The 18438-nt window shown below is 62.7% G+C and carries 13 protein-coding genes; 10 read left to right on the top strand and 3 right to left on the bottom strand.

The window, feature by feature from the left end; genetic code table 11:
* Nucleotides 1-183: 183 nt before the first annotated feature.
* The 7 genes from ACQ4WM_RS14430 to ACQ4WM_RS14400 all read left to right on the top strand — a co-directional run bounded on the left by ACQ4WM_RS14430 (nucleotide 184) and on the right by ACQ4WM_RS14400 (nucleotide 10280).
* Nucleotides 184-690, top strand: coding sequence for a hypothetical protein (locus ACQ4WM_RS14430; protein ID WP_436547358.1), 507 nt, complete (start codon nucleotides 184-186; stop codon nucleotides 688-690).
* A gap of 11 nt (nucleotides 691-701) precedes the next feature.
* On the top strand, nucleotides 702-3026 hold the full coding sequence (locus ACQ4WM_RS14425; RefSeq protein WP_436547357.1) for a type VI secretion system Vgr family protein: 2325 nt from the start codon (nucleotides 702-704) through the stop codon (nucleotides 3024-3026).
* On the top strand, nucleotides 2945-4315 hold the full coding sequence (locus ACQ4WM_RS14420; protein ID WP_436547356.1) for a phospholipase D-like domain-containing protein: 1371 nt from the start codon (nucleotides 2945-2947) through the stop codon (nucleotides 4313-4315). Before ACQ4WM_RS14425 ends, ACQ4WM_RS14420 begins: the two co-directional genes overlap by 82 nt.
* Nucleotides 4316-4317: 2 nt before the next feature.
* On the top strand, nucleotides 4318-5349 hold the full coding sequence (locus ACQ4WM_RS14415) for a tetratricopeptide repeat protein (RefSeq protein ID WP_436547355.1): 1032 nt from the start codon (nucleotides 4318-4320) through the stop codon (nucleotides 5347-5349).
* Between the two features lie 14 nt (nucleotides 5350-5363).
* Complete coding sequence (locus ACQ4WM_RS14410; protein WP_436547354.1) at nucleotides 5364-5642, top strand: PAAR domain-containing protein; 279 nt, start codon at nucleotides 5364-5366, stop codon at nucleotides 5640-5642.
* 333 nt (nucleotides 5643-5975) lie between these two features.
* Nucleotides 5976-7148, top strand: a complete 1173-nt coding sequence (locus ACQ4WM_RS14405; protein WP_436547353.1) for an efflux RND transporter periplasmic adaptor subunit — start codon at nucleotides 5976-5978, stop codon at nucleotides 7146-7148.
* A 3-nt stretch (nucleotides 7149-7151) separates the two neighbouring features.
* Entirely contained in the window at nucleotides 7152-10280 is a 3129-nt protein-coding gene (locus tag ACQ4WM_RS14400; protein WP_436547352.1) for an efflux RND transporter permease subunit, read from the top strand.
* Nucleotides 10281-10334: 54 nt separating this feature from the next.
* On the opposite strand, the gene ACQ4WM_RS14395 is transcribed toward ACQ4WM_RS14400, so the two are convergent.
* Nucleotides 10335-11732 (bottom strand): sensor histidine kinase, encoded by a 1398-nt coding sequence (locus ACQ4WM_RS14395; RefSeq protein WP_436547351.1) that lies wholly within the window; start codon nucleotides 11730-11732, stop codon nucleotides 10335-10337.
* Nucleotides 11725-12405 (bottom strand): response regulator transcription factor, encoded by a 681-nt coding sequence (locus ACQ4WM_RS14390; RefSeq protein ID WP_436547350.1) that lies wholly within the window; start codon nucleotides 12403-12405, stop codon nucleotides 11725-11727. Before ACQ4WM_RS14390 ends, ACQ4WM_RS14395 begins: the two co-directional genes overlap by 8 nt.
* Nucleotides 12406-12626: 221 nt before the next feature.
* On the opposite strand from ACQ4WM_RS14390, the gene ACQ4WM_RS14385 reads away from it, so the two are divergent.
* The 3 genes from ACQ4WM_RS14385 to ACQ4WM_RS14375 are packed head-to-tail and all read left to right on the top strand — an operon-like array spanning nucleotide 12627 to nucleotide 18130.
* The gene (locus ACQ4WM_RS14385; protein ID WP_436547349.1) at nucleotides 12627-13760 is read left to right on the top strand and encodes an efflux RND transporter periplasmic adaptor subunit; all 1134 of its coding nucleotides are present in this window, start codon (nucleotides 12627-12629) and stop codon (nucleotides 13758-13760) included.
* Nucleotides 13753-16866: an efflux RND transporter permease subunit gene (locus tag ACQ4WM_RS14380; protein WP_436547348.1), complete on the top strand. Its 3114-nt coding sequence runs from the start codon at nucleotides 13753-13755 to the stop codon at nucleotides 16864-16866. The genes ACQ4WM_RS14385 and ACQ4WM_RS14380 overlap by 8 nt, the downstream gene beginning before the upstream one ends.
* Complete coding sequence (locus ACQ4WM_RS14375; RefSeq protein WP_436547347.1) at nucleotides 16853-18130, top strand: TolC family protein; 1278 nt, start codon at nucleotides 16853-16855, stop codon at nucleotides 18128-18130. The genes ACQ4WM_RS14380 and ACQ4WM_RS14375 overlap by 14 nt, the downstream gene beginning before the upstream one ends.
* A 55-nt stretch (nucleotides 18131-18185) precedes the next feature.
* Here ACQ4WM_RS14375 and ACQ4WM_RS14370 read toward each other — a convergent pair whose 3' ends face one another.
* Nucleotides 18186-18383 carry a hypothetical protein gene (locus tag ACQ4WM_RS14370; protein ID WP_436547346.1) on the bottom strand — a complete coding sequence of 66 codons (198 nt, stop codon included), beginning with the start codon at nucleotides 18381-18383 and terminating at the stop codon, nucleotides 18186-18188.
* Nucleotides 18384-18438 lie beyond the last annotated feature (55 nt).

Raw genomic sequence — 18438 nt, 5'->3', positions numbered from 1 at the left:
GCGAACCGGGCGTCAAGACGATCTGGCTTGGTTTGAAGGATGTTCATGTGGCGGCGCAAACAATACGCACCCTACGTGAAATGGGGGCGCTCAACAGTTGTGTATAACGAGGTGGGTAAAAGCATGGATGGTCGGTGGCATAAATGGCACCAGACGCCAAGTAAAATATTTGGGGCCTGAATAATGAAAAAAATTATACTTATGCTTCTGCTGACATTTATCTCAAAATCACACTCAAGCAATGGAGAAAAATTTTCATCCATTTACATTGACAAAAAAAATAATGTTCATATTGTCTTTCTTGATGGCAGAGATGAAAAAATAAGCAAAAATGGACATGCAGAAAACGCGACCTTGGCGCCAGACAAACATTCCGCAGCATGGCTGGTGCTAAATACATGGATCGCGGAGGGCGACGTTGCACCAGGCGCCAGTCTGCTTGCAATTTACAGAAATAACAAGGTTCGCCATATAAAGTGTGAGCCATTCATTCGCGACTATTGGTTCTGGCTGGGGGGAAAGCAGGTCGCTATCGACTGTGGCGGCAGGCATTTTGCAGGAACGCTGATGCTCTATGACACGGAGTCCCTGAAAAATATGGATGCCATTTTCCAGGCAGACATTCCGGAAGATAAGCGTCCCGCTTGGTCCAGGCCGGAAAACAACGCCGACTTCGATGCTGTTCAATAAGGGAGATGCCCATGACCCGCCACCTCCTCGACGCCGCCAAGGCCGCGCTGTCCGCCTTCAGCCAGCAATCACAGGCCAGGCGGCTGATGCGCATGGACTTTCCGCAGCAGGACGGCCCGGCCAATACCGTCATGCTGGTCAACAGAATTACGATGCGCGAAGAGCTGTCGCGCGACTTTCGCATCGAGGCCGAAGTGCTGTCGGACGATGCCCGCATCCCCCTCAAAAGCATGATGGGCAAAATGGTCACGATTGCGCTGGTGCGCGAAAACGGCACCCTGCGCCACATGAACGGCTATGTCGGCAGCTTCCGTTTTGTCCGTACCGATGGCGGCTTCGCATACTATCGGATGGTGCTGTCGCCGTGGCTGGCCTTTGCCAGGCTGCGCCAGGACAACGTCTCGTTCCACCATCGCAGCGTGATCGAACTGACCGAGACCACCTTCGCCCACTACCGCCAGCGCGACTGGCAGACCCGCCTGAGTCCCAATTGCGACGACAAAAAAATTACTTGCGCCAACCAGTATAACGAGAGCGACTACAACCATCTGCACCGGCGCTGGGAAGACGCTGGCCTGTACTACCATTACGAGCATCGCTTTGATGGCCATACCCTGATACTCGCCGACGACTCCACCCTGGCCGAACCGATTGACGACGCCCATGCCAGCGCGCCGGGGGACGTGATGCCCTTTCGGGCCCAAGCCGGCTCGCAAGAAGCCGATGGCCTGCATGCGTGGCAGGCGGTGCGCCAACTCGGTTCCGGCAAGCTCACACTGGCCAGTTTCAACTATAAAAGCCCGCGTCCGCAGCTGGTCAGCGGCAGTTCGCTGAACCGGCAGGGCGAGGTAGACGCGCATGAACTTTATGAAAACACGGGCGCCTACGGCTACCCGGATCTGCGCGCCGGCGAGCTGCTGGCGCAGCGCCGCATGGAAGAACGCGACCGGCACACCCAGTATTTCGAGGCCAGCGGCAACGACCGCGCCGCGCAGCCGGGCCGCAGTTTCAAACTGGGCGGCCACTTCAGCGGCGACGCCAAAGCGCCGGCGCGCGGCCAGGACATCAAGCCGGCCATCGCCGGGCGCGATTATCTGATCGTCTCAGTCGAGCATGCCGCCAGCAACAACTACCCGGTCGGCCCGCACGCCAAATCCGAATACAGCAATAGCATGGTGTGCGTCCGCCGCGATCTGCGCTGGCGACCGGGGCGCCAGCATAACAGCGTACCGTGTGCAAACCCCGGCGTGCAGACGGCCATCGTGGTGGGACCGCCCGGTGAGGATATTTACACGGACGAACTGGCACGCATCAAACTGCAGTTTCACTGGGACCGGCTGGGCACTTTCGACCAGGCCAGCTCGCCCTGGATACGGGTCATGATGCCGATGGCCGGCCAGTACTGTGGCCAGGTCTGCCTGCCGCGCGTGGGCCAGGAGGTGGTGGTGCAATTCCTCGACGGCAACATCGATCGCCCCATCGTCGTTGGCGTCGTCTACAACCGCGAGCAGATGCCACCCTGGCATTTGCCGGCGCAGCGCGCGCTGGCGGGCATGCGCAGCCGCGAACTGGGCGCCGGCGGCGACGGCGGCAGCAACCACCTGGTGCTCGACGACACCAAAGGCGCGCTGCAGGCCCAGCTCAAAAGCGACCATCAACACAGCCAGCTCTCTCTGGGCAGCATCACCCGCATTGAAACGTCAGAAGGGCGCATGGACGCGCGCGGCGAAGGCTGGGAGCTGGCGACCAACGCCTGGGGCGTGGCGCGCGCCAACAAAGGCATGCTGATCACTACCGAAGCGCGGCCCAACGGTGCCTCGCACAGCAAGGACATGGGCGAGACCCAGCTGCGCCTGAACACCGCTCATGCGCAGCAGGATGCGCTGGCGCAACTGGCCAAGCAAGCCGGCACGCAGGACGGCGAAGACCAGGCCAACGTGCTCACCGCCATCAAGGCGCAGAATGACAGCATCAAGGGTGGCGCTGGCGGCAAAGGCGGCTTTCCTCAACTGGCCGCGCCGCACCTGGTGCTGGCCAGTCCGGCCGGCATCGCCGCCACCGCGCGCGGCAGCACCCATCTGGCCAAGGTTATTACGGCGGACGGTTTCCCCATATCGGCTGCGGCAAAAGCGGCTACTTCAGTGAATTTCATCAGACCTATAACGCCGAATGGTATGCGCAGGTCGGTGCTGGCAAGATACCGAATATTCATATTCACGTGCGCAGCGTGCCGATCCAACTATCAGGAAAATCAATGGCGGACGAAGTGGCGCCCAAGGGCGCCATGGCAACGGCCACCAAAGCGTTTGCCACGCACCACCAGAAAATGCTGCTGATTGACTATGAAATTCCCACCCAGGCAGCAGGGTACGTGATGGGACATAATTCCGTTACCGATTTCTGGGACACGGCAGAGCACCACTTTCGCGATATCAGACGTGAACGGATCTACGACATCGAGCATGTACAGCTGCAAAAGGCCGCATGGAAGGAAGGCGAACGCTATGACAGCGCCAGCCCGGGATATCGATTGAGTCCTGCACAGCAGGCCACCAAGGAACGGCTGGTGCAGTCTTATATGGACAAAAACAGCCATGTGGCAAAACCGTATCAGGATGTCTCTTGTCGCCTGCATGGCCCGATCCTCCACGACCTTAATCAGAATTTCTGCCAGGCATGGGAAAACTCAACCGAGCCACCCTCGCTCTTCCTGGACACGGCATGGTTGATCATTCCGCCAGTCTGGTTCGCCAGGAAGATAGGAGACTGGATTCATAACAAGATGGATCCGGACTTCATCACGCGGCGCGCGAAAATACCGTGGGAGGCATTCAAGCTGCAAAACGGGCAGCATAACGTCCAGCTGCTGCGCACCGAACCGCAGCATGCCGAAAAAAGCATCAAGGAATGCTACGCCAACCTGACCCGGCAAATTCACCACTACATCTTCATACAAAACCAGTACATCCAATACACGACCTGGGCCGAGCATCTGATCGAATGCGTCGGCCGCCTGCGCTCGGCCGGCTACCTGAAGCCAATTTGCGTATTTATCCTGACATCGACACCGGAGAACAATGGCATGGATCGTCCCACTTATGACGTGGCCAGCAAAGTGGGCAGAAGCGAGGCGATGAAGGTGGAACATGAAGAGGCGATAGAGCTGGCGCGACAAGGCAAGGGGGAGCAACCAATTACTCCGACCAAGCTGCAAAAGCGGGGAATCAATGTCTTCATGGGTTCGCTTTGGACATGCGCACAAAGTGACGAGAGGCTGCGAACGGAGGACTACGAAGAAATATACATTCACGCCAAGGTCGCGATAGTTGATGATGCAGCGTTCACCATCGGCTCTGCCAACCTGAACGTACGTAGCATGGCTCTCGACAGCGAACTCAATGTGTTGAGTGAGGCGCAAGACGTGGCGTTTAAATTACGTTGTGATTTGTTCAGTCAGTGCTCGGGATTGGCGGGACCGGGGCAGTTTGGCGATATATCAGCCACATTTGGGCAATGGCAAGAAAAAGCAGCCAGTAATTTTGACTTCAAGTCATCGGGAACCAAATTATCAAGCGAGTTGCTTCCGTTCTATGTTGACCGAAAACCTGGCTCACCGGTCATCTAACCATGAGAAGCGCGAGAACACGTTGGATATACGCCTTTGCTTTATTAGTGGGACTGGCTATCAGTGCATTTTTTGTCGATAACTATATCAAGGAGAGTGCTTTGCATGCCCTGCCTTATGGATTTAAAAAGTTCAGTTTCTCTGAATCGCTTCCCGCGTGCGCCCGCTGGAAAGACCACATGCCGGCCAACCGGGCCCCCGCCACATACCACCTGTATATCGAGGCTCGAAAACTTTGGCGCAGCAAAATAGAGTGGCAACTGATCCACGAAGAATCAACGAAAATACTTACTGACGTCAGAAAAGCTGCCGATCTAGGAGATTGGGGTGCCCGCGCCTTGATGGCCCATTTTTATCTTGAAGGCTTGGGGCCGCTTGAATCGAACGAGGTACTCAAACCTGACCCATATAAAGCTGTCGAATTTGCTCGCATGGCAGCCAAGGAGATGCAGCCTTGGGGCCTGTATGACCTCGGCGTAGCTCATGAGCACGGCTATGGCGGGGCACATTACGACGTCGATTTAGCCTGGGCATATTACCTTAAAGCGGCACAACTTGGCAGCCCGGAGGCACAGATGGCATTGGCTGGCGCCTATGCTGGTGAAGGCCGTCTAAGTGATGAAAAAATCATGTTGGAATGTGCTTATCAACAAGGTCATGGTCCCGCAGCTTATCGATTAGGAATTAAAGCGAGAATCCGAAAGGAGTATCCAACGGCTTTTAATATTTATCAGCAGGGAGTGAAATTTGGTAGCCAGGAATGCGCATCAGCTCTATGGCTATTATTCGATGGCGATGGGAGCTGGCCTAGCTCCAATGAAGAAGAAAAGTCTAGTCTAAAGCTACTCGGGATAGTCGCTGACTCTGAACGCGGTCGGCGCTACAGAGAAATTTCTGAAGCCTTGCAAATCAATCCTGACCTGAAGCTGAGCAAGCTCGACGAAGTCCTCCCGCTGCCCCCGGCGCAACTGCCACCCTGGACCGGCGTAGCCAGCGCCATCGAACCCGAATCGAACGCCCCTCCCACCTACTGAACCAGGAGAATCCCGTGCCCCTGAAAATCATCACCGTCGGCGACGCGACCGACCATGGCGGGACAGTCATCAGCGGCTCGCCCACCCACGATATCGGCGGCAAGGCGATTGCGCGGCTGGGGGACGAGGTCATGTGTCCGCAGCGCTATCCCGGCGGCGCGCCGCACGGGGTCAACAAGATCATCACTGCGCACCAGACATTGACCGCCGGCGGCATTGCGGTGGCGGTGCATGGCTGCAAGACGGCTTGCGGCTGTTCGCTGATCGGCAAGGTCAGCGCCACGGTCGGCTAAAGCATTATCCCGCCAGCAACCTCCCCAGCGCGCTGCCGCAGGCGCGCAGGCCAGCAAACGGCCCCGTCGCTTCAAAGTGCATTCCAACCCCGTTTTTGTGCAATCTGTCGCATGGGGCTGGCAAGCTGGCGCCGATCTTCATAAAGTGGCAACATGCGTATCGTCGTGAACGGGTACCGTGGCAGGCGTGCCAGGGTTCCGCCATGGCGGTACGCTACCCGAATGCCTTTCCTGAAAAAGTATCCTATGAAAAACGAGACAACGTCCCCGCTCCCGCCGCTGCCGCCGCGCCCTTTCGCCGCCACCCCCCGCCCGCGCCGCTGGCGCGCGCCCATGCTGATCCTGCTGGTGCTGGGCCTGGCGGGCGGCGGCTGGACCGTCATGCAGTCGAAGCAGCAGGCGGCGAAAGCGGCTGACGCGCAGGCGGCGAAAAAGAAGGAGCAGGACAAGATACCGGTGCATGAACTGGCGCAGGGCGACGTGGCCGCCATCAGCGCGCGCGCCCTGAGCGTCAGCCTGCCCTTGTCCGGTTCGCTGGCGCCCTTGAACCAGGCCACCATCAAGGCCAAGGTGTCCGGCGAAATCCGCGAGACGACCGTGCAGGAGGGTCAGCAGGTGTCCAGCGGCCAGGTGCTGCTGCGGCTCGATGCGGCCGACCAGCGCGCGCGCCTGACGCAGCAGCAGGCGATGCTCGACGAGGCGCAGGCGCGCTTGGCGATGGCCAGCAAGAACGAAACGAACAGCCAGGCGCTGCTCAAGCAAAAATACATTTCGCAGACCGCCTACGACACGACGCAGAACTCGGTCGACCTGGCGCGCGCCAGCGTCAAGTCCGCCGCCGCCATGGTGGAAATTGCCCGCATCGCGCTGGCCGACACCGTGATCCGCGCGCCGATGGCCGGCATCGTCAGCAAGCGCCATGTGCAGGCCGGTGAAAAAGTCGCGCCCGACATGCCCGTCTACACCATCGTCGACCTGGCGCAGCTGACGCTGGAGGCGCCGGTGCCCAGTTCGGAAATCCCGCGCATCCGCATCGGCCAGGAAGTGCGCTTCAAGGTCGACGGTTTTGGTACGCGCGACTTTACCGGCAAGGTGGCGCGCATCAACCCCACCACCGAAAGCGGCTCGCGCGCCATGCTGGTGTATATCGCCGTCGACAATCGCGATGGCGCGCTGCGCGGCGGCATGTTCGCCAAAGGCAGCATTGTTACCGAACGATCCATCGTCGCGCCGATGGTGCCTTTGACTGCCTTGCGCACGGAAAAACACGGCACCGTGGTATACGCGGTGGTCAACAACAAGGTGGTCGAGCAGAAGGTCACCCTGGGCCTGCGCAATGAAGACGAAGGCTATGCGGAAGTGAAGGAAGGCCTGGCGGCCGGCACCAGGGTGATCGTCGCCAGGCTCGATGGCGTGAAGCCGGGCCATGGCGTCACCTTTGGCGCCACACCCGCCGCCGCAACGGCGACCGCCACACCGCCGGCCGCGCCGGCACCGAAAGGCTGAACCATGTGGATGACCAAAGTCAGTATCCAGAACCCCGTGTTCGCCACCATGGTCATGGTGGCGCTGGTAGTGCTGGGCGTGTTCTCCTACCGCGGCCTGGGCGTGGAAAGCATGCCCAGCGTGCAGTTCCCGTTTGCCGCGATTGAAGTGAGCTACCCGGGCGCGTCGCCCGAGGCGGTGGAAAACGACATCACACGGCCGATCGAAGACGCCGTCAACACCGTCAGCGGCATCAAGACCATCCGCGCCAACTCGTGGGAAGGGCGCGCCGGCGTCTACCTGGAATTCGAGCTGTCGACGAATATGGACAAGGCCATGCAGGACTTGCGCGACAAGGTGGCGCTGGTGCGCCCGCGCTTTCCGAAGGAAGCCAAGGACCCGTTCATCGCGCGTGCCGAAGGCGATAACGAACGTCCGATCGCCACCATCGTCTTGACGTCGACCGGGCATGACCTGCGCGAACTGTCGACCATGACGGAACAGGTAATCAGCAAGCGCTTCCAGAGCGTGGCCGGGGTGGGCCAGGTCAAGCTGCGCGGCCTGCGCGCGCGCCAGATCCTGATCAGCATGAAGCCGGTCGAACTCAATGCCCAGGGCATCGGCGTCGATGAAGTGATCCGCGCGATCCAGGCCACCAATACCAATCTGCCGGCCGGCTCGATCAGCCACGGCGCGGCAGAGCAGCTGGTGCGGGTGGAAGGCAAGATCAAGGATGCGCGCGAGTTCGGCAAGATCATCGTGGCGCGCCGCGCCGTCGGCCCGGTCTACCTGGACCAGGTGGCGACCGTCGTCGATGGCGAGCAGGAAGAGCTGTCGATTTCACGCATGAACGGCCAGCAGGCCGTGACCATGGAAATCACCAAGGTGCAGGACGCCAACGTGGTCGAAGTAGGCACCGGCATCCTGAAAGTGGCAGCCGACCTGCAACAAACACTGCCGGCCGATATTACCCTGCGCGTGCTCGACGACGAATCGGAGCGCGTGCAAAGCCAGCTCAATAACGTCAAGCGCACCATCATCGAAGGCGCCATCCTGACCATGGTGATCGTGTTCCTGTTCCTGCACTCGTGGCGCAGCACCATCATCACCGGCCTGACCCTGCCAATTTCCGTGCTGGCCAGCTTTATCGCCATGAAGGCGTTTGGTTTCACGCTCAACTTCCTGACCCTGATGGCGCTCTCCTTGTGCATCGGCCTGTTGATCGACGACGCCATCGTGGTGCGCGAAAACATCGTGCGCCATCTGGGTATGGGCAAGAACCACTACAAGGCGGCCAACGACGGCACCAATGAAATCGGCCTGGCCGTGATGGCCACCACCTTTGCCATCGTCGCCGTGTTCGTGCCGGTCGCTTTCATGGACGGCATTATCGGCCGCTTCTTCCTGCAGTTCGGCATTACCGTCGCGGTGGCCGTGCTGGTGTCGCTGTTCGTCAGCTTTACGCTCGACCCGATGCTGTCGTCGGTCTGGCGCGACCCCGTCAAGGACCGCTTCAAGTATGCGCCTTGGCTGGGCCGCTTCATGGCATGGCTGGAAACCGGCATCGACCGCCTGCACGTCTGGTATGGCAAGGTGCTGGCATTGGCCCTGCGCTGGCGCAAGACCACCCTCGCCACGGCCGTCGCCCTGTTCGTCGGCAGCCTGATGCTGGTGCCGATGATAGGCGGCGAGATGTTCCCGGAAACCGACCAGGGCTGGGTCAACCTGCGCTTCAAGACGCCGGTCGGTTCCAGCCTGGAATACACCGACAGCAAAGTGCGCCAGATCGAGCAGGCGTTGAAGCAATTCCCCGAGATCGACAGCCTGGTGGCCAACGTCGGCACCCAGGACGGCCGCAATGCCGCCGAAGTGAACCTGAAACTGCTTGACGTGAAAACCCACAAGCGCCGTTCGCAGCAGGAACTGGAAAAGCTGATCCGCGAACGCCTGGCGCCGATTGCCGGCATTACCCTGTCGGTGGGCCAGCGGCCGATCTTTATCGCCATTTTAGGTACCGATGAAGGCAAGCTCGATGCGGTGGCCCACACCCTGATGGACAAGATGCGCGGCATCAAAGGCCTGGCCGACATGGAATACAGCCAGGAAGGCGCCAACCCGTCGACCACCATCAAGATCAACAACGAGCTGGCCAGCGACCTGGGCCTGTCGGTGCAGCAGATCGGCAATGCGCTGCGTCCGTTTGTTGCTGGCGACACCGTCAGCCACTGGCTGGCGTCCGATGGGCAGAACTACGACGTCAACGTGCAGTTGCCCAAGTCGGGGCGCCAGAAAGTGGCCGACCTGGCCGACCTGTCGCTGGCGTCCAGCAAGCTGGACGCGAACGGCAAGCCGATCATGATCCCGCTGCGCCAGGTGGTCGACTTCGTGCCCTCGTCCAGCCCGCAGGTGCTGAAACGCCAGGCGCTGCAGCGCCGGGTCGCCATCTATGCCGGCGTGCAGGGCCGCCCGGCCGGTGATGTCGACGCCGATGTGCAAAAGGCGATCAAATCGATCGCCCTGCCGCCAGGAGTGCGCTTCGACGTGGCCGGCAATGCCCAGCAGATGGCTGAAACCATGGGCGGCGCGATGATGGCGCTGGGGATCGCCGTGATCTTCATCTATCTGGTGCTGGCCTCGCAGTTCGGCAGCTTTCTGCAGCCCATCGCCATCATGGTGTCGCTGCCGCTGTCCTTGATCGGCGTGCTGCTGGCCTTGCTCATCACCGGCAGCACCCTGAATATCTTCTCGGTGATCGGCTTTATCATGCTGATGGGGCTGGTGACCAAGAACGCGATCCTGCTGGTCGACTTTACCAACCAGCGCCAGCGCGAAGGGCTGGGGCAGTTCGAGGCGCTGATGGAAGCGGGCCAGGTGCGCTTGCGGCCGATTTTGATGACCACGCTGGCGATGGTGTTCGGCATGCTGCCGATGGCAATCGGCATGGGCGACGGTGGCGAATCGCAGGCACCGATGGGGCGCGCCGTGATCGGCGGCGTGCTCACCTCGACCCTGTTGACGCTGGTGGTGGTGCCGGTGGCGTACACCTACCTCGACAGCCTGGGCAAGCGCGCGGCGCGTTTCTTTGGCGGTGGCTCGCACGAGCCTGAAACAGAAGAAGACGGCAAGCTTGCCGCTGCCGGCAGCGCCCACTGACGCTGCATCGCTCGCCATCACCGTCCCCGCACTGGCGGGGACGACGCGGCGGCCTCAGTACGAAGCGGGCAAGCGCATGGTAAACAAGGCGCCGCCGCCGGGGCGGTTGCTCGCTTCGATGCGCCCGCCATAAGCGTGCACGATAGCTTGCGACAGGGCCAGGCCCAGGCCGAAACCGGGCACTTCGCCCGCGCGCGCCTGGGCACCGCGGTAAAAACGTTCGAACAGGTGCGGCAGGTCTTCCACGCCGATACCGGCGCCGACGTCGGCCACGCCGACCAGCGCATCATCGCCCTCGCGCCTGACATGCACGGTGATCACGCTGTCGGGCGGCGAAAATTTCACGGCATTGTCAAACAGATTGGCCAGCACCAGGTCCGCAGGCCCTGCCGCCACGCGCGCATGCACGGGCGGGCCCTCGTCGAACACAATGCGAATGCCGCGCTGCGCTGCGACGTTTTCCAGGCGCCTGCCGGCGGCGCGCACCAGTGGCGCCAGCTCCACGGTTTCAAGCGCATTGCGCTCCTGGCCAGAGTCCAGGCGCGTGAGCATCAGCAGTTCTTCGACCAGGGTCGTCAGGCGTTGCACTTCATCGAGACAGGAAGTCAGCGCCTCAATATACTCGGGCAGATCGCGCGGGCGGCGCAGGGTGATTTCAATTTCCGTGCGCAGGCGCGACAGCGGCGAGCGCAATTCGTGCGAGGCGTCGTCCGTGAAGCGGCGCTGCGCCTCGTAGCCGTTTTCGAGGCGATCGAGCATGGCGTTCAGGGTATCGACCAGGCGACCGATTTCATCCTGTGTGCCGGCATGGGCCAGGCGCTGGTCAAGACTCGTTTCACCGATCGAACGCGCCTGGCGTACCACGTCGTCGATGGCGCCCAGCACGCGGCGCGCCAGCATTTCACCGGCCAGGCCGACGGCCGCCAGCAGCGCCAGTGCCATCGCACCGAACAGCAAGGTGGCCGCTCCCAGCACGCGGTTGACGTCATCGAGTGACCCTGCCACCTGTACCGCCAGCCGCTCGTTTGAACCGCGCACCGGAATCGACACCATGCGCACCGGTTCCTCGCCAAACCTGGGCAGGGTCTCGAATACGGTCTGGCCTGCCGCCAGGCGTGCCAGCAGAACAGCATCGGCCGGCAACTGCGCCGCTTCCAGGTTGCGGCTGCGCGCCAGTACGCGGCCCTGGCCGTCGATGATCTGTACCAGCCGGTCGAGCCGCACCAGCGACGGCGCTGCCCCTGCTGACAACACCTCGTGCACCTTGACAGGCTGTCGCGGCGCACCCGGCAGCATCGCCATTTCCGTTTCGCCCAGCGCCAGCAGGGCCGCGTCGAGCTGGCCGTGCACGGCCCGTGACAGGCCCCAGTAGCCGGCCAGTGCGGTGCAGGCGACGATCACCGAGATCACCGCCAGGTGCACCAGCAGCAAACGCTTGCGAAAGCTAACCACCGCTGTTTTCCGCCAGGCGGAAGCCGCGCCCGCGTATCGTATGAATCAGCTGCGCCATGCCCGGTGCATCGACTTTTCCGCGCAGGTTGCGCACATGGACGTCGATCAGGTTGTCGATGCCGATCAAATCCGCCTGCCATATCTGCTCGGCCAGACGCGCGCGGCTGACCACCTCGCCCGCCTGGCGCAGCAGGATCAGCAGGATGGCGAATTCCTTCGGCGTAAGAACCAGCGCCACACCGGCGCGCGTGACCTGGTGGCTGACCGGGTCCAGCGTCAGGTCGGCCAGCGCCAGCACCAGCGGGCGGCTGATATCGGAGCGGCGCAACAGCGCACGGATGCGCGCCAGCAGTTCCTCGAATTCGAAAGGCTTGGTCAGGTAATCGTCGGCGCCCGTGTTCAGGCCGGCGACCCTGTCGGCCGTGGCATCGCGCGCGGTCAGCATCAGCACCGGCGTCTGGATCGCGCGCGCGCGCAAGTCGCGGCAAAAGTCGATGCCCTGCTTGCCCGGCAACATCCAGTCGAGCACGATCACGTCGTAATCGACGGCGTAGCTTTCGTCCTCGCCCTCTTCGGCGCTGTGCACCACGTCGACGACAAAACCTTCTTCCTGCAAACCGCGCGCCAGCAGCCGCGCCGCCTTGCGGTCGTCTTCCACCAAGAGGATTCTCATGCCTGCCTTTCGCGCCGGGCGACTGTTTTACTGCGTGGCATTGTACAGCGCAGGCTGCGCCGGCAAGCAAACCTGAAGAATTATTCAGGCTTTCTTGGGAGCATCTTCAGGAGCATCTTGCTATGCTTTCCGGGCGCTGTTGTGACCACCGCATCTACTGCCCGCCTGGGCAGGGCATCCCCGCATGCCCCCCCTACCCACCAACAACAAGGAAACACGGGATGAACACGACCACCCCCAACGCCATGGCCATGGGTGCATATGCCCTGGCTGCCGCCCTCGCCTGCACGGGCCTGGCCGGCTGCGGCAAGGCCACCGAGGCGGCCCAGCCGCAAGCGCAATTGCGCCATCTGGACGATGGCAGCATCGAGGTAGGCAAGATGGCGCCGCTGCGCCAGCGCCTGCAGCTTGAAGCCGTGCTCGAACGCGAGATCGCCACCGAAACCGAAGCACCGGGCAGCATCGAGGCGATGCCGGAAAAGCTGGTGCGCATCACGCCGCCGGTGGCCGGGCGCATCACGCATCTGCAACGCAACCTGGGCGACAGCGTCAAGGTTGGCGACGCGCTGTTCACGCTGGATTCGGCCGAACTGAGCGCGGCCTACGCTGACCACAGCAAGGCCACTTCGGCCCTGCTGCAGGCGCGCCAGGAACTGCAACGCCAGAAAACGCTGTTCGAAGCGGAAATCGCCGCGCGCAAGGACTACGAAGCGGCGCAGGCCAGCTACGACCAGGCCAGCAGCGACGCCCAGGCCAGCGCCGACAAGCTGGCCCAATACGGCGCCGGCGCACGCGGCTCGCGCCGCGACTACGTGCTGCGCTCGCCAATCGCCGGCACCGTGATTGCCATGGATGGCGCCCAGGGCGGCTACTGGAACGATATCAACGCCCCCGTGATGACGGTGGCCGACCTGTCGACGGTCTGGCTGTCGGCCAGTGTGGCCGAAAAAGACCTGGCGCAGGTAGCCGTCGGCCAGGTTGCGCGCATCCATGTCGACGCCTGGCCCGGCAAGTCGTTCGACGGCAAGGTCGCCTATGTCGGCGCCGTGCTCGACGCCGAGACGCGCACGGTCAAGGTGCGCGTGGCCATCGACAACCGCACCGGCACCTTCAAGCCGGGCATGTTCGCGCGCGCCACTTTTACCGGCGCGAGCCGGCGCGCCATCGTGGTGCCGGCGTCGGCCTTGCTGCAAGGCGGGCTGGAGACGCGCGTGATGGTCGAACATACGGCGCTGCGCTTTGTACCAACGGTGGTGCAGGTGGGCGCCAGCCACGGCGACCAGGTAGAGATATTTTCGGGCCTGAAGGCGGGCCAGCGCATCGTGGTCAAGGAAGGAGTGCTGCTCAATGATTGATCGCCTGATCGCCACATGCTGCCAGCGGCGCGGCATCGTCTGGCTGGTGCTGGTGTTTGTTGCCATTTACGGCGTCTACAGCTGGAAGCAGCTGCCCATCGAAGCCTATCCCGATATCGCCGACGTCACCTCGCAGATCGTTACGCAAGTGCCTGGCCTGGGCGCCGAGGAAATCGAACAGCAGATCACGATTCCGCTTGAACGCGCGTTGCTGGGCACGCCCGGCATGCATGTGCTGCGCACGCGCAGCCTGTTTGCGCTGTCGCTGGTGACCGTGGTGTTCGAGGACGGCAGCGACGGTTATTTCACGCGCCAGCGGCTGCAGGAACGCATGGCCACCGTCAACCTGCCGTATGGCGCCAAACCGGCGCTCGACCCGTATACCTCACCCACCGGCGAGATCTATCGCTATACGCTGGAATCAAAAACGCGCAGCCTGCGTGAACTGTCCGAGTTGCAGTTCTGGACCGTGATCCCGCGCCTGCAGCAGGTGCGCGGCGTGGCCGACGTAAGCAATTTCGGCGGCCTGACGACGCAATTCATGCTCGAACTCGACCCGGCAAAGCTGTCGAGCTACGGCCTGTCGCTGGCCCAGGTCAAGGACGCCATCAACGCCAACAATATCAGCGGCGGCGGCAGCGTGATCGACCGCGGCCAGCAGTCCTATGTGGTGCGTGGCGTGGGCCTGCTGCATACACTGGACGACATGGGCAATGTGGTGGTCACGTCAAAGAACGGCGTGCCGGTGCTGGTGAAAGACCTGGGCAAGCTCGCCTATGGCAACGTCGAGCGGCGCGGCATCCTTGGCAAGGACAACAATCCCGACACCATCGAAGGCATCACCCTGCTGCTGAAGGACTTCAATCCATCCGAGGCGCTGGCCGGCATCCATGCGGCCGTCGACGAGCTTAATACCCGGCTGCTGCCGAAAGACGTGAAGATCGTGCCGTACCTGGACCGCAGCTCGCTGATCGACGCCACCTTGCACACCGTCGGCTCGACCCTGGGCGAAGGCATGCTACTGGTGGCCCTGGTGCTGCTGCTGTTCCTGGGCAGCCCGCGCGCTGCGGCCATCGTCGCGCTGACGATTCCGCTGGCCCTGCTGATCGCTTTTATCTTCATGCATCACTTCAAGATTCCCGCCAACCTGCTGTCACTGGGGGCGATCGATTTCGGCATCCTGGTCGACGGCTCGGTGGTGGTGCTGGAAAACATGCTGCGCCGCCGCGAGCGCGAACAGCAGCGGCCACTGACCATCAACGACGCCATCGAGTCGACCTTGCAGGTGGCGCGCCCCATCATGTTCGGCATGGCCGTCATCATCGCGGCCTACCTGCCCCTGTTCGCCTTCCAGCGCATCGAATACAAACTGTTTTCGCCGATGGCCTATGCGGTCGGCGCCGCGCTGGTGGGTGCGCTGGTGGTGGCGCTGGTGCTGGTGCCGGGCCTGGCCTGGATCGCCCTGCGCAAGCCGCGCCCCATGTTCCACAATCGCGCACTGGAAAAGCTGGACTCGTCGTATGGCCGCTTTCTGAAGCGCGCGGTGGGCGGCAAGCGCTGGGTGGTGATGGTGTGCGCCGCCTCGCTGGCGGGCCTGGCGCTGCTGGGCGCGACCATCGGCCGCGACTTCCTGCCTTATCTTGATGAAGGCTCCCTGTGGCTGCAGGTGCAGATGCCGCCCGGGATCACGCTGGAAAAAGCCTCGGCCATGGCCAGCGAACTGCGCCGCGCCGCGCTTGAATTCCCGGAAGTGTCGACCATCGTCACGCAGACCGGGCGCAATGACGACGGCACCGATTACTGGACGCCGTCGCATATCGAAGCGAGCGTGGGCCTGCAGCCGTACAAAAGCTGGAAGTCGGGCATGGACAAGCAGCAGTTGATCGCCAAAATGACCGAACGCTTCGCGCGCATGCCCGGCTACACGGTGGCCTTCATGCAACCGATGATCGACGGCGTGCAGGACAAATTGTCGGGCGCGCACAGCGACCTGACGGTCAAGATCTTCGGCAATGACCTCGACGAAGTGCGCACACTGGCCGGCAAGGTGGCCAAGGTGCTGCGCACCGTGCCGGGCGCCTCTGACGTGGCGGTCGACGTCGAACCACCGCTGCCCAACCTGAAGGTGGAACTCGACCGTGCAGCCGCCGCCCGCTACGGCATCAACGCGGCCGACGTGGCCGACCTGATCTCGACCGGCATCGGCGGCGCGCCGGTTGGCCAGCTGTATGTGGGCGAAAAAAGCTACGACATCGCCGTGCGCTTCCCGCCAGCCATGCGCTCGAGCCCGGACGCGATCGCCGGCCTGATGCTCACCGCCGCCAATGGCGCCAGGATCCCGCTGGCGCAGGTGGCCAGCATCAGCACCACCTCGGGCGAGAGCGTGATCGTGCGCGAAATGGGCCGGCGCCACATCATCGTGCGCCTGAATGCGCGTGGCCGCGACCTGGCCGGTTTTCTGGCCGACGCGCGCCCGCTGCTCGAGCAATCGGTGGCCTACGACCACCAGCGCATCAATATGGAATGGGGTGGCCAGTTCGAAAACTTGCAGCGCGCGCAAAGCCGCCTGGCCATCATTTTGCCGATGACTCTGGGCGCCATGTTCCTGCTGCTGTTCTGCCAGTTCCGCAACCTGCGCCAGCCGGCGCTGGTGCTGCTGGCCGTGCCACTGGCAATGCTGGGAGGACTGGCAGCGCTGCATCTGCGTGGCATGACCCTGAACGTCTCGAGCGCAGTCGGCTTTATCGCCCTGTTCGGCGTGGCCGTACTGAACGCCGTGCTGATGCTGGCGCAGCTCAACCGGCTGCGCAGCCAGGAAAACAAAAGCCTGCGCGAGGCCGTGCTTGAAGGCGCGCGCGACCGCATGCGCCCCGTGCTGATGACGGCCACGGTGGCTGCCCTGGGTTTGACGCCGGCCATGCTGGCCACGGGCCTGGGCAGCGATGTGCAGCGCCCGCTGGCCACGGTGGTGGTGGGCGGCCTGGTCACGGCCACCGCCCTGACCTTGCTGCTGTTGCCGGCTTTGTATTACCTGATCGAGGCCCATGTCGCCAAACGGGCCGAGCGCCAGGCGCATACCGAAGGAGTTTCGCATGACACGCTTTAACTGGATATTCGCGGCCTGGCTGGCCGCCCCCTGCGCCGTGGCCGCGCCCCTGACGTTTGACGCCTATCTGTCAGCCGTGGAACACAACAGCCTGGAACTGCAGGCGCAGCAGGAGAGCATTACCTCGGCCAGAGCCGGCGTCGGCATCGCCGGTCTGCGCCCCGACCCACAATTCTCGCTGGGCGCCGGGCGCGAGACGGTGCAGTCGCTGCCACACCGCCCGATCACCTGGACGCCGGCGCTGGCCTTGACCATCGAAACGGGCGGCAAGCGTGACGCACGCCTCAAGGCCGCGCACAGCAACGTGGCGCTGGCCGAAGAAACCGTGGCCGGCTTCAAAAGCACGCTGTATGCGAGCAGCGCGGCTGCCTACACGGAGGCATGCCGCACGCGCGACGTGGTGGCGCGCAAGGAGCTGACCTTCGCGGCGCTGTCGAAAGTGGTCGCGGCCAATCAGGTACGGGTCAAGGCGGGCGACGTGGGCGGCATCGAATTGCTGCAGTCGCGCGTCGAGCGTGACCAGTTCGAGGCCGAGTTGCTGCAAGCGCGCAGCGATGCGCAAAGCGCGCAGTTGGCCTTGTCGCCGCTGCTGGGCCGCCCATTGGACGAGCTGTTCCCGGAAGCGCAGCTGGCATGTGATGTCGCCAGCTTTGACGGCGGCGCCACCAGCACGCTGCTGGCGCAGGCCCTGGACGCGCGCAACGACGTACGCATCGCCCGCGCCAACCTGGACAATTTGCGCGACGGCGCGGCGCTGGTGCGCGCCAACCGCTCGGTCGACCCCACCGTGACGCTGGGCCTGTCCGCCGTACGCGGCTACCATAATGACGTGGACGCGGCTGGCGCACCGCTTGATGGCACGGCCCGTTCGCGCGCCGTGACACTCACCCTGGCGGTGCCGATTCCGCTATCGCGGCGCGACCATGGCGATGTGGTGCAAGCCGAGGCTGGTGTGACGCAAGCGATGCTGGCGCTGCGCCAGGCCGAGCTGCAGGCGCAGATACAGGTCCGTGCGGCGCAGTTGCAACTGCGTGCGGCGCAGGACAAACTGGCGCGCTACCGCGATGGCGTGCTGGTCGATGCGCAAAAGGTGGTGGACGGCTTGCGCCTGTCTTACTTCAGTGGCAATGCCTCGCTGCTGGAGTGGCTGGCGGCGCAACGTTCGGCCGACGAAGCCTGGCAGGGTTATCTGCAGGCACGCGCCGACACCGCCAATGCCAGCACACAACTGCAACTGGCCATTGGCCGGCGACCGATGCTGTAAGGAAAGAAATGCATGCGGCGCGGCAGGGACGCGCCGGCGATGAAAGGGGGGAAGATTACTGCGGTTGAGCCGGTGCGTCGCCTTCAGTGCCATCATCGGCTTCATCGGTCGCTTCGCCCTCTTCATCTTCGCTGCCATCGGCCGCCTTCGGATTGTTCTTCGCGTCCAGCTTGCGCCTGGCTTTTTCCTCGGCTTTCTTCTTCTTTTCCAGCTCTTTTTGCCGTTTTTCGTATTGGAAATTTGTCTTGGCCATTTACTACCTCTTTAATGTTTTGTTGTGACAGATAAGCGCACTAGCCACATTATGA

It is taken from the genome of Janthinobacterium longum (genome assembly GCF_051380735.1).
Lineage (GTDB): Bacteria > Pseudomonadota > Gammaproteobacteria > Burkholderiales > Burkholderiaceae_D > Janthinobacterium.
Note: the sequence above shows the minus strand (reverse complement) of the source record. Positions and strands in the feature narration are given on the sequence as shown.

Coding starts and splice junctions, on each gene's coding strand:
- ACQ4WM_RS14430 (WP_436547358.1), top strand. CDS start 184: ATGAAAAAAATTATACTTATGCTTCTGCTGACATTTATCTCAAAATCA.
- ACQ4WM_RS14425 (WP_436547357.1), top strand. CDS start 702: ATGACCCGCCACCTCCTCGACGCCGCCAAGGCCGCGCTGTCCGCCTTC.
- ACQ4WM_RS14420 (WP_436547356.1), top strand. CDS start 2,945: ATGGCGGACGAAGTGGCGCCCAAGGGCGCCATGGCAACGGCCACCAAA.
- ACQ4WM_RS14415 (WP_436547355.1), top strand. CDS start 4,318: ATGAGAAGCGCGAGAACACGTTGGATATACGCCTTTGCTTTATTAGTG.
- ACQ4WM_RS14405 (WP_436547353.1), top strand. CDS start 5,976: ATGCTGATCCTGCTGGTGCTGGGCCTGGCGGGCGGCGGCTGGACCGTC.
- ACQ4WM_RS14400 (WP_436547352.1), top strand. CDS start 7,152: ATGTGGATGACCAAAGTCAGTATCCAGAACCCCGTGTTCGCCACCATG.
- ACQ4WM_RS14390 (WP_436547350.1), bottom strand. CDS start 12,405: ATGAGAATCCTCTTGGTGGAAGACGACCGCAAGGCGGCGCGGCTGCTG.
- ACQ4WM_RS14385 (WP_436547349.1), top strand. CDS start 12,627: ATGAACACGACCACCCCCAACGCCATGGCCATGGGTGCATATGCCCTG.
- ACQ4WM_RS14380 (WP_436547348.1), top strand. CDS start 13,753: ATGATTGATCGCCTGATCGCCACATGCTGCCAGCGGCGCGGCATCGTC.
- ACQ4WM_RS14375 (WP_436547347.1), top strand. CDS start 16,853: ATGACACGCTTTAACTGGATATTCGCGGCCTGGCTGGCCGCCCCCTGC.
- ACQ4WM_RS14370 (WP_436547346.1), bottom strand. CDS start 18,383: ATGGCCAAGACAAATTTCCAATACGAAAAACGGCAAAAAGAGCTGGAA.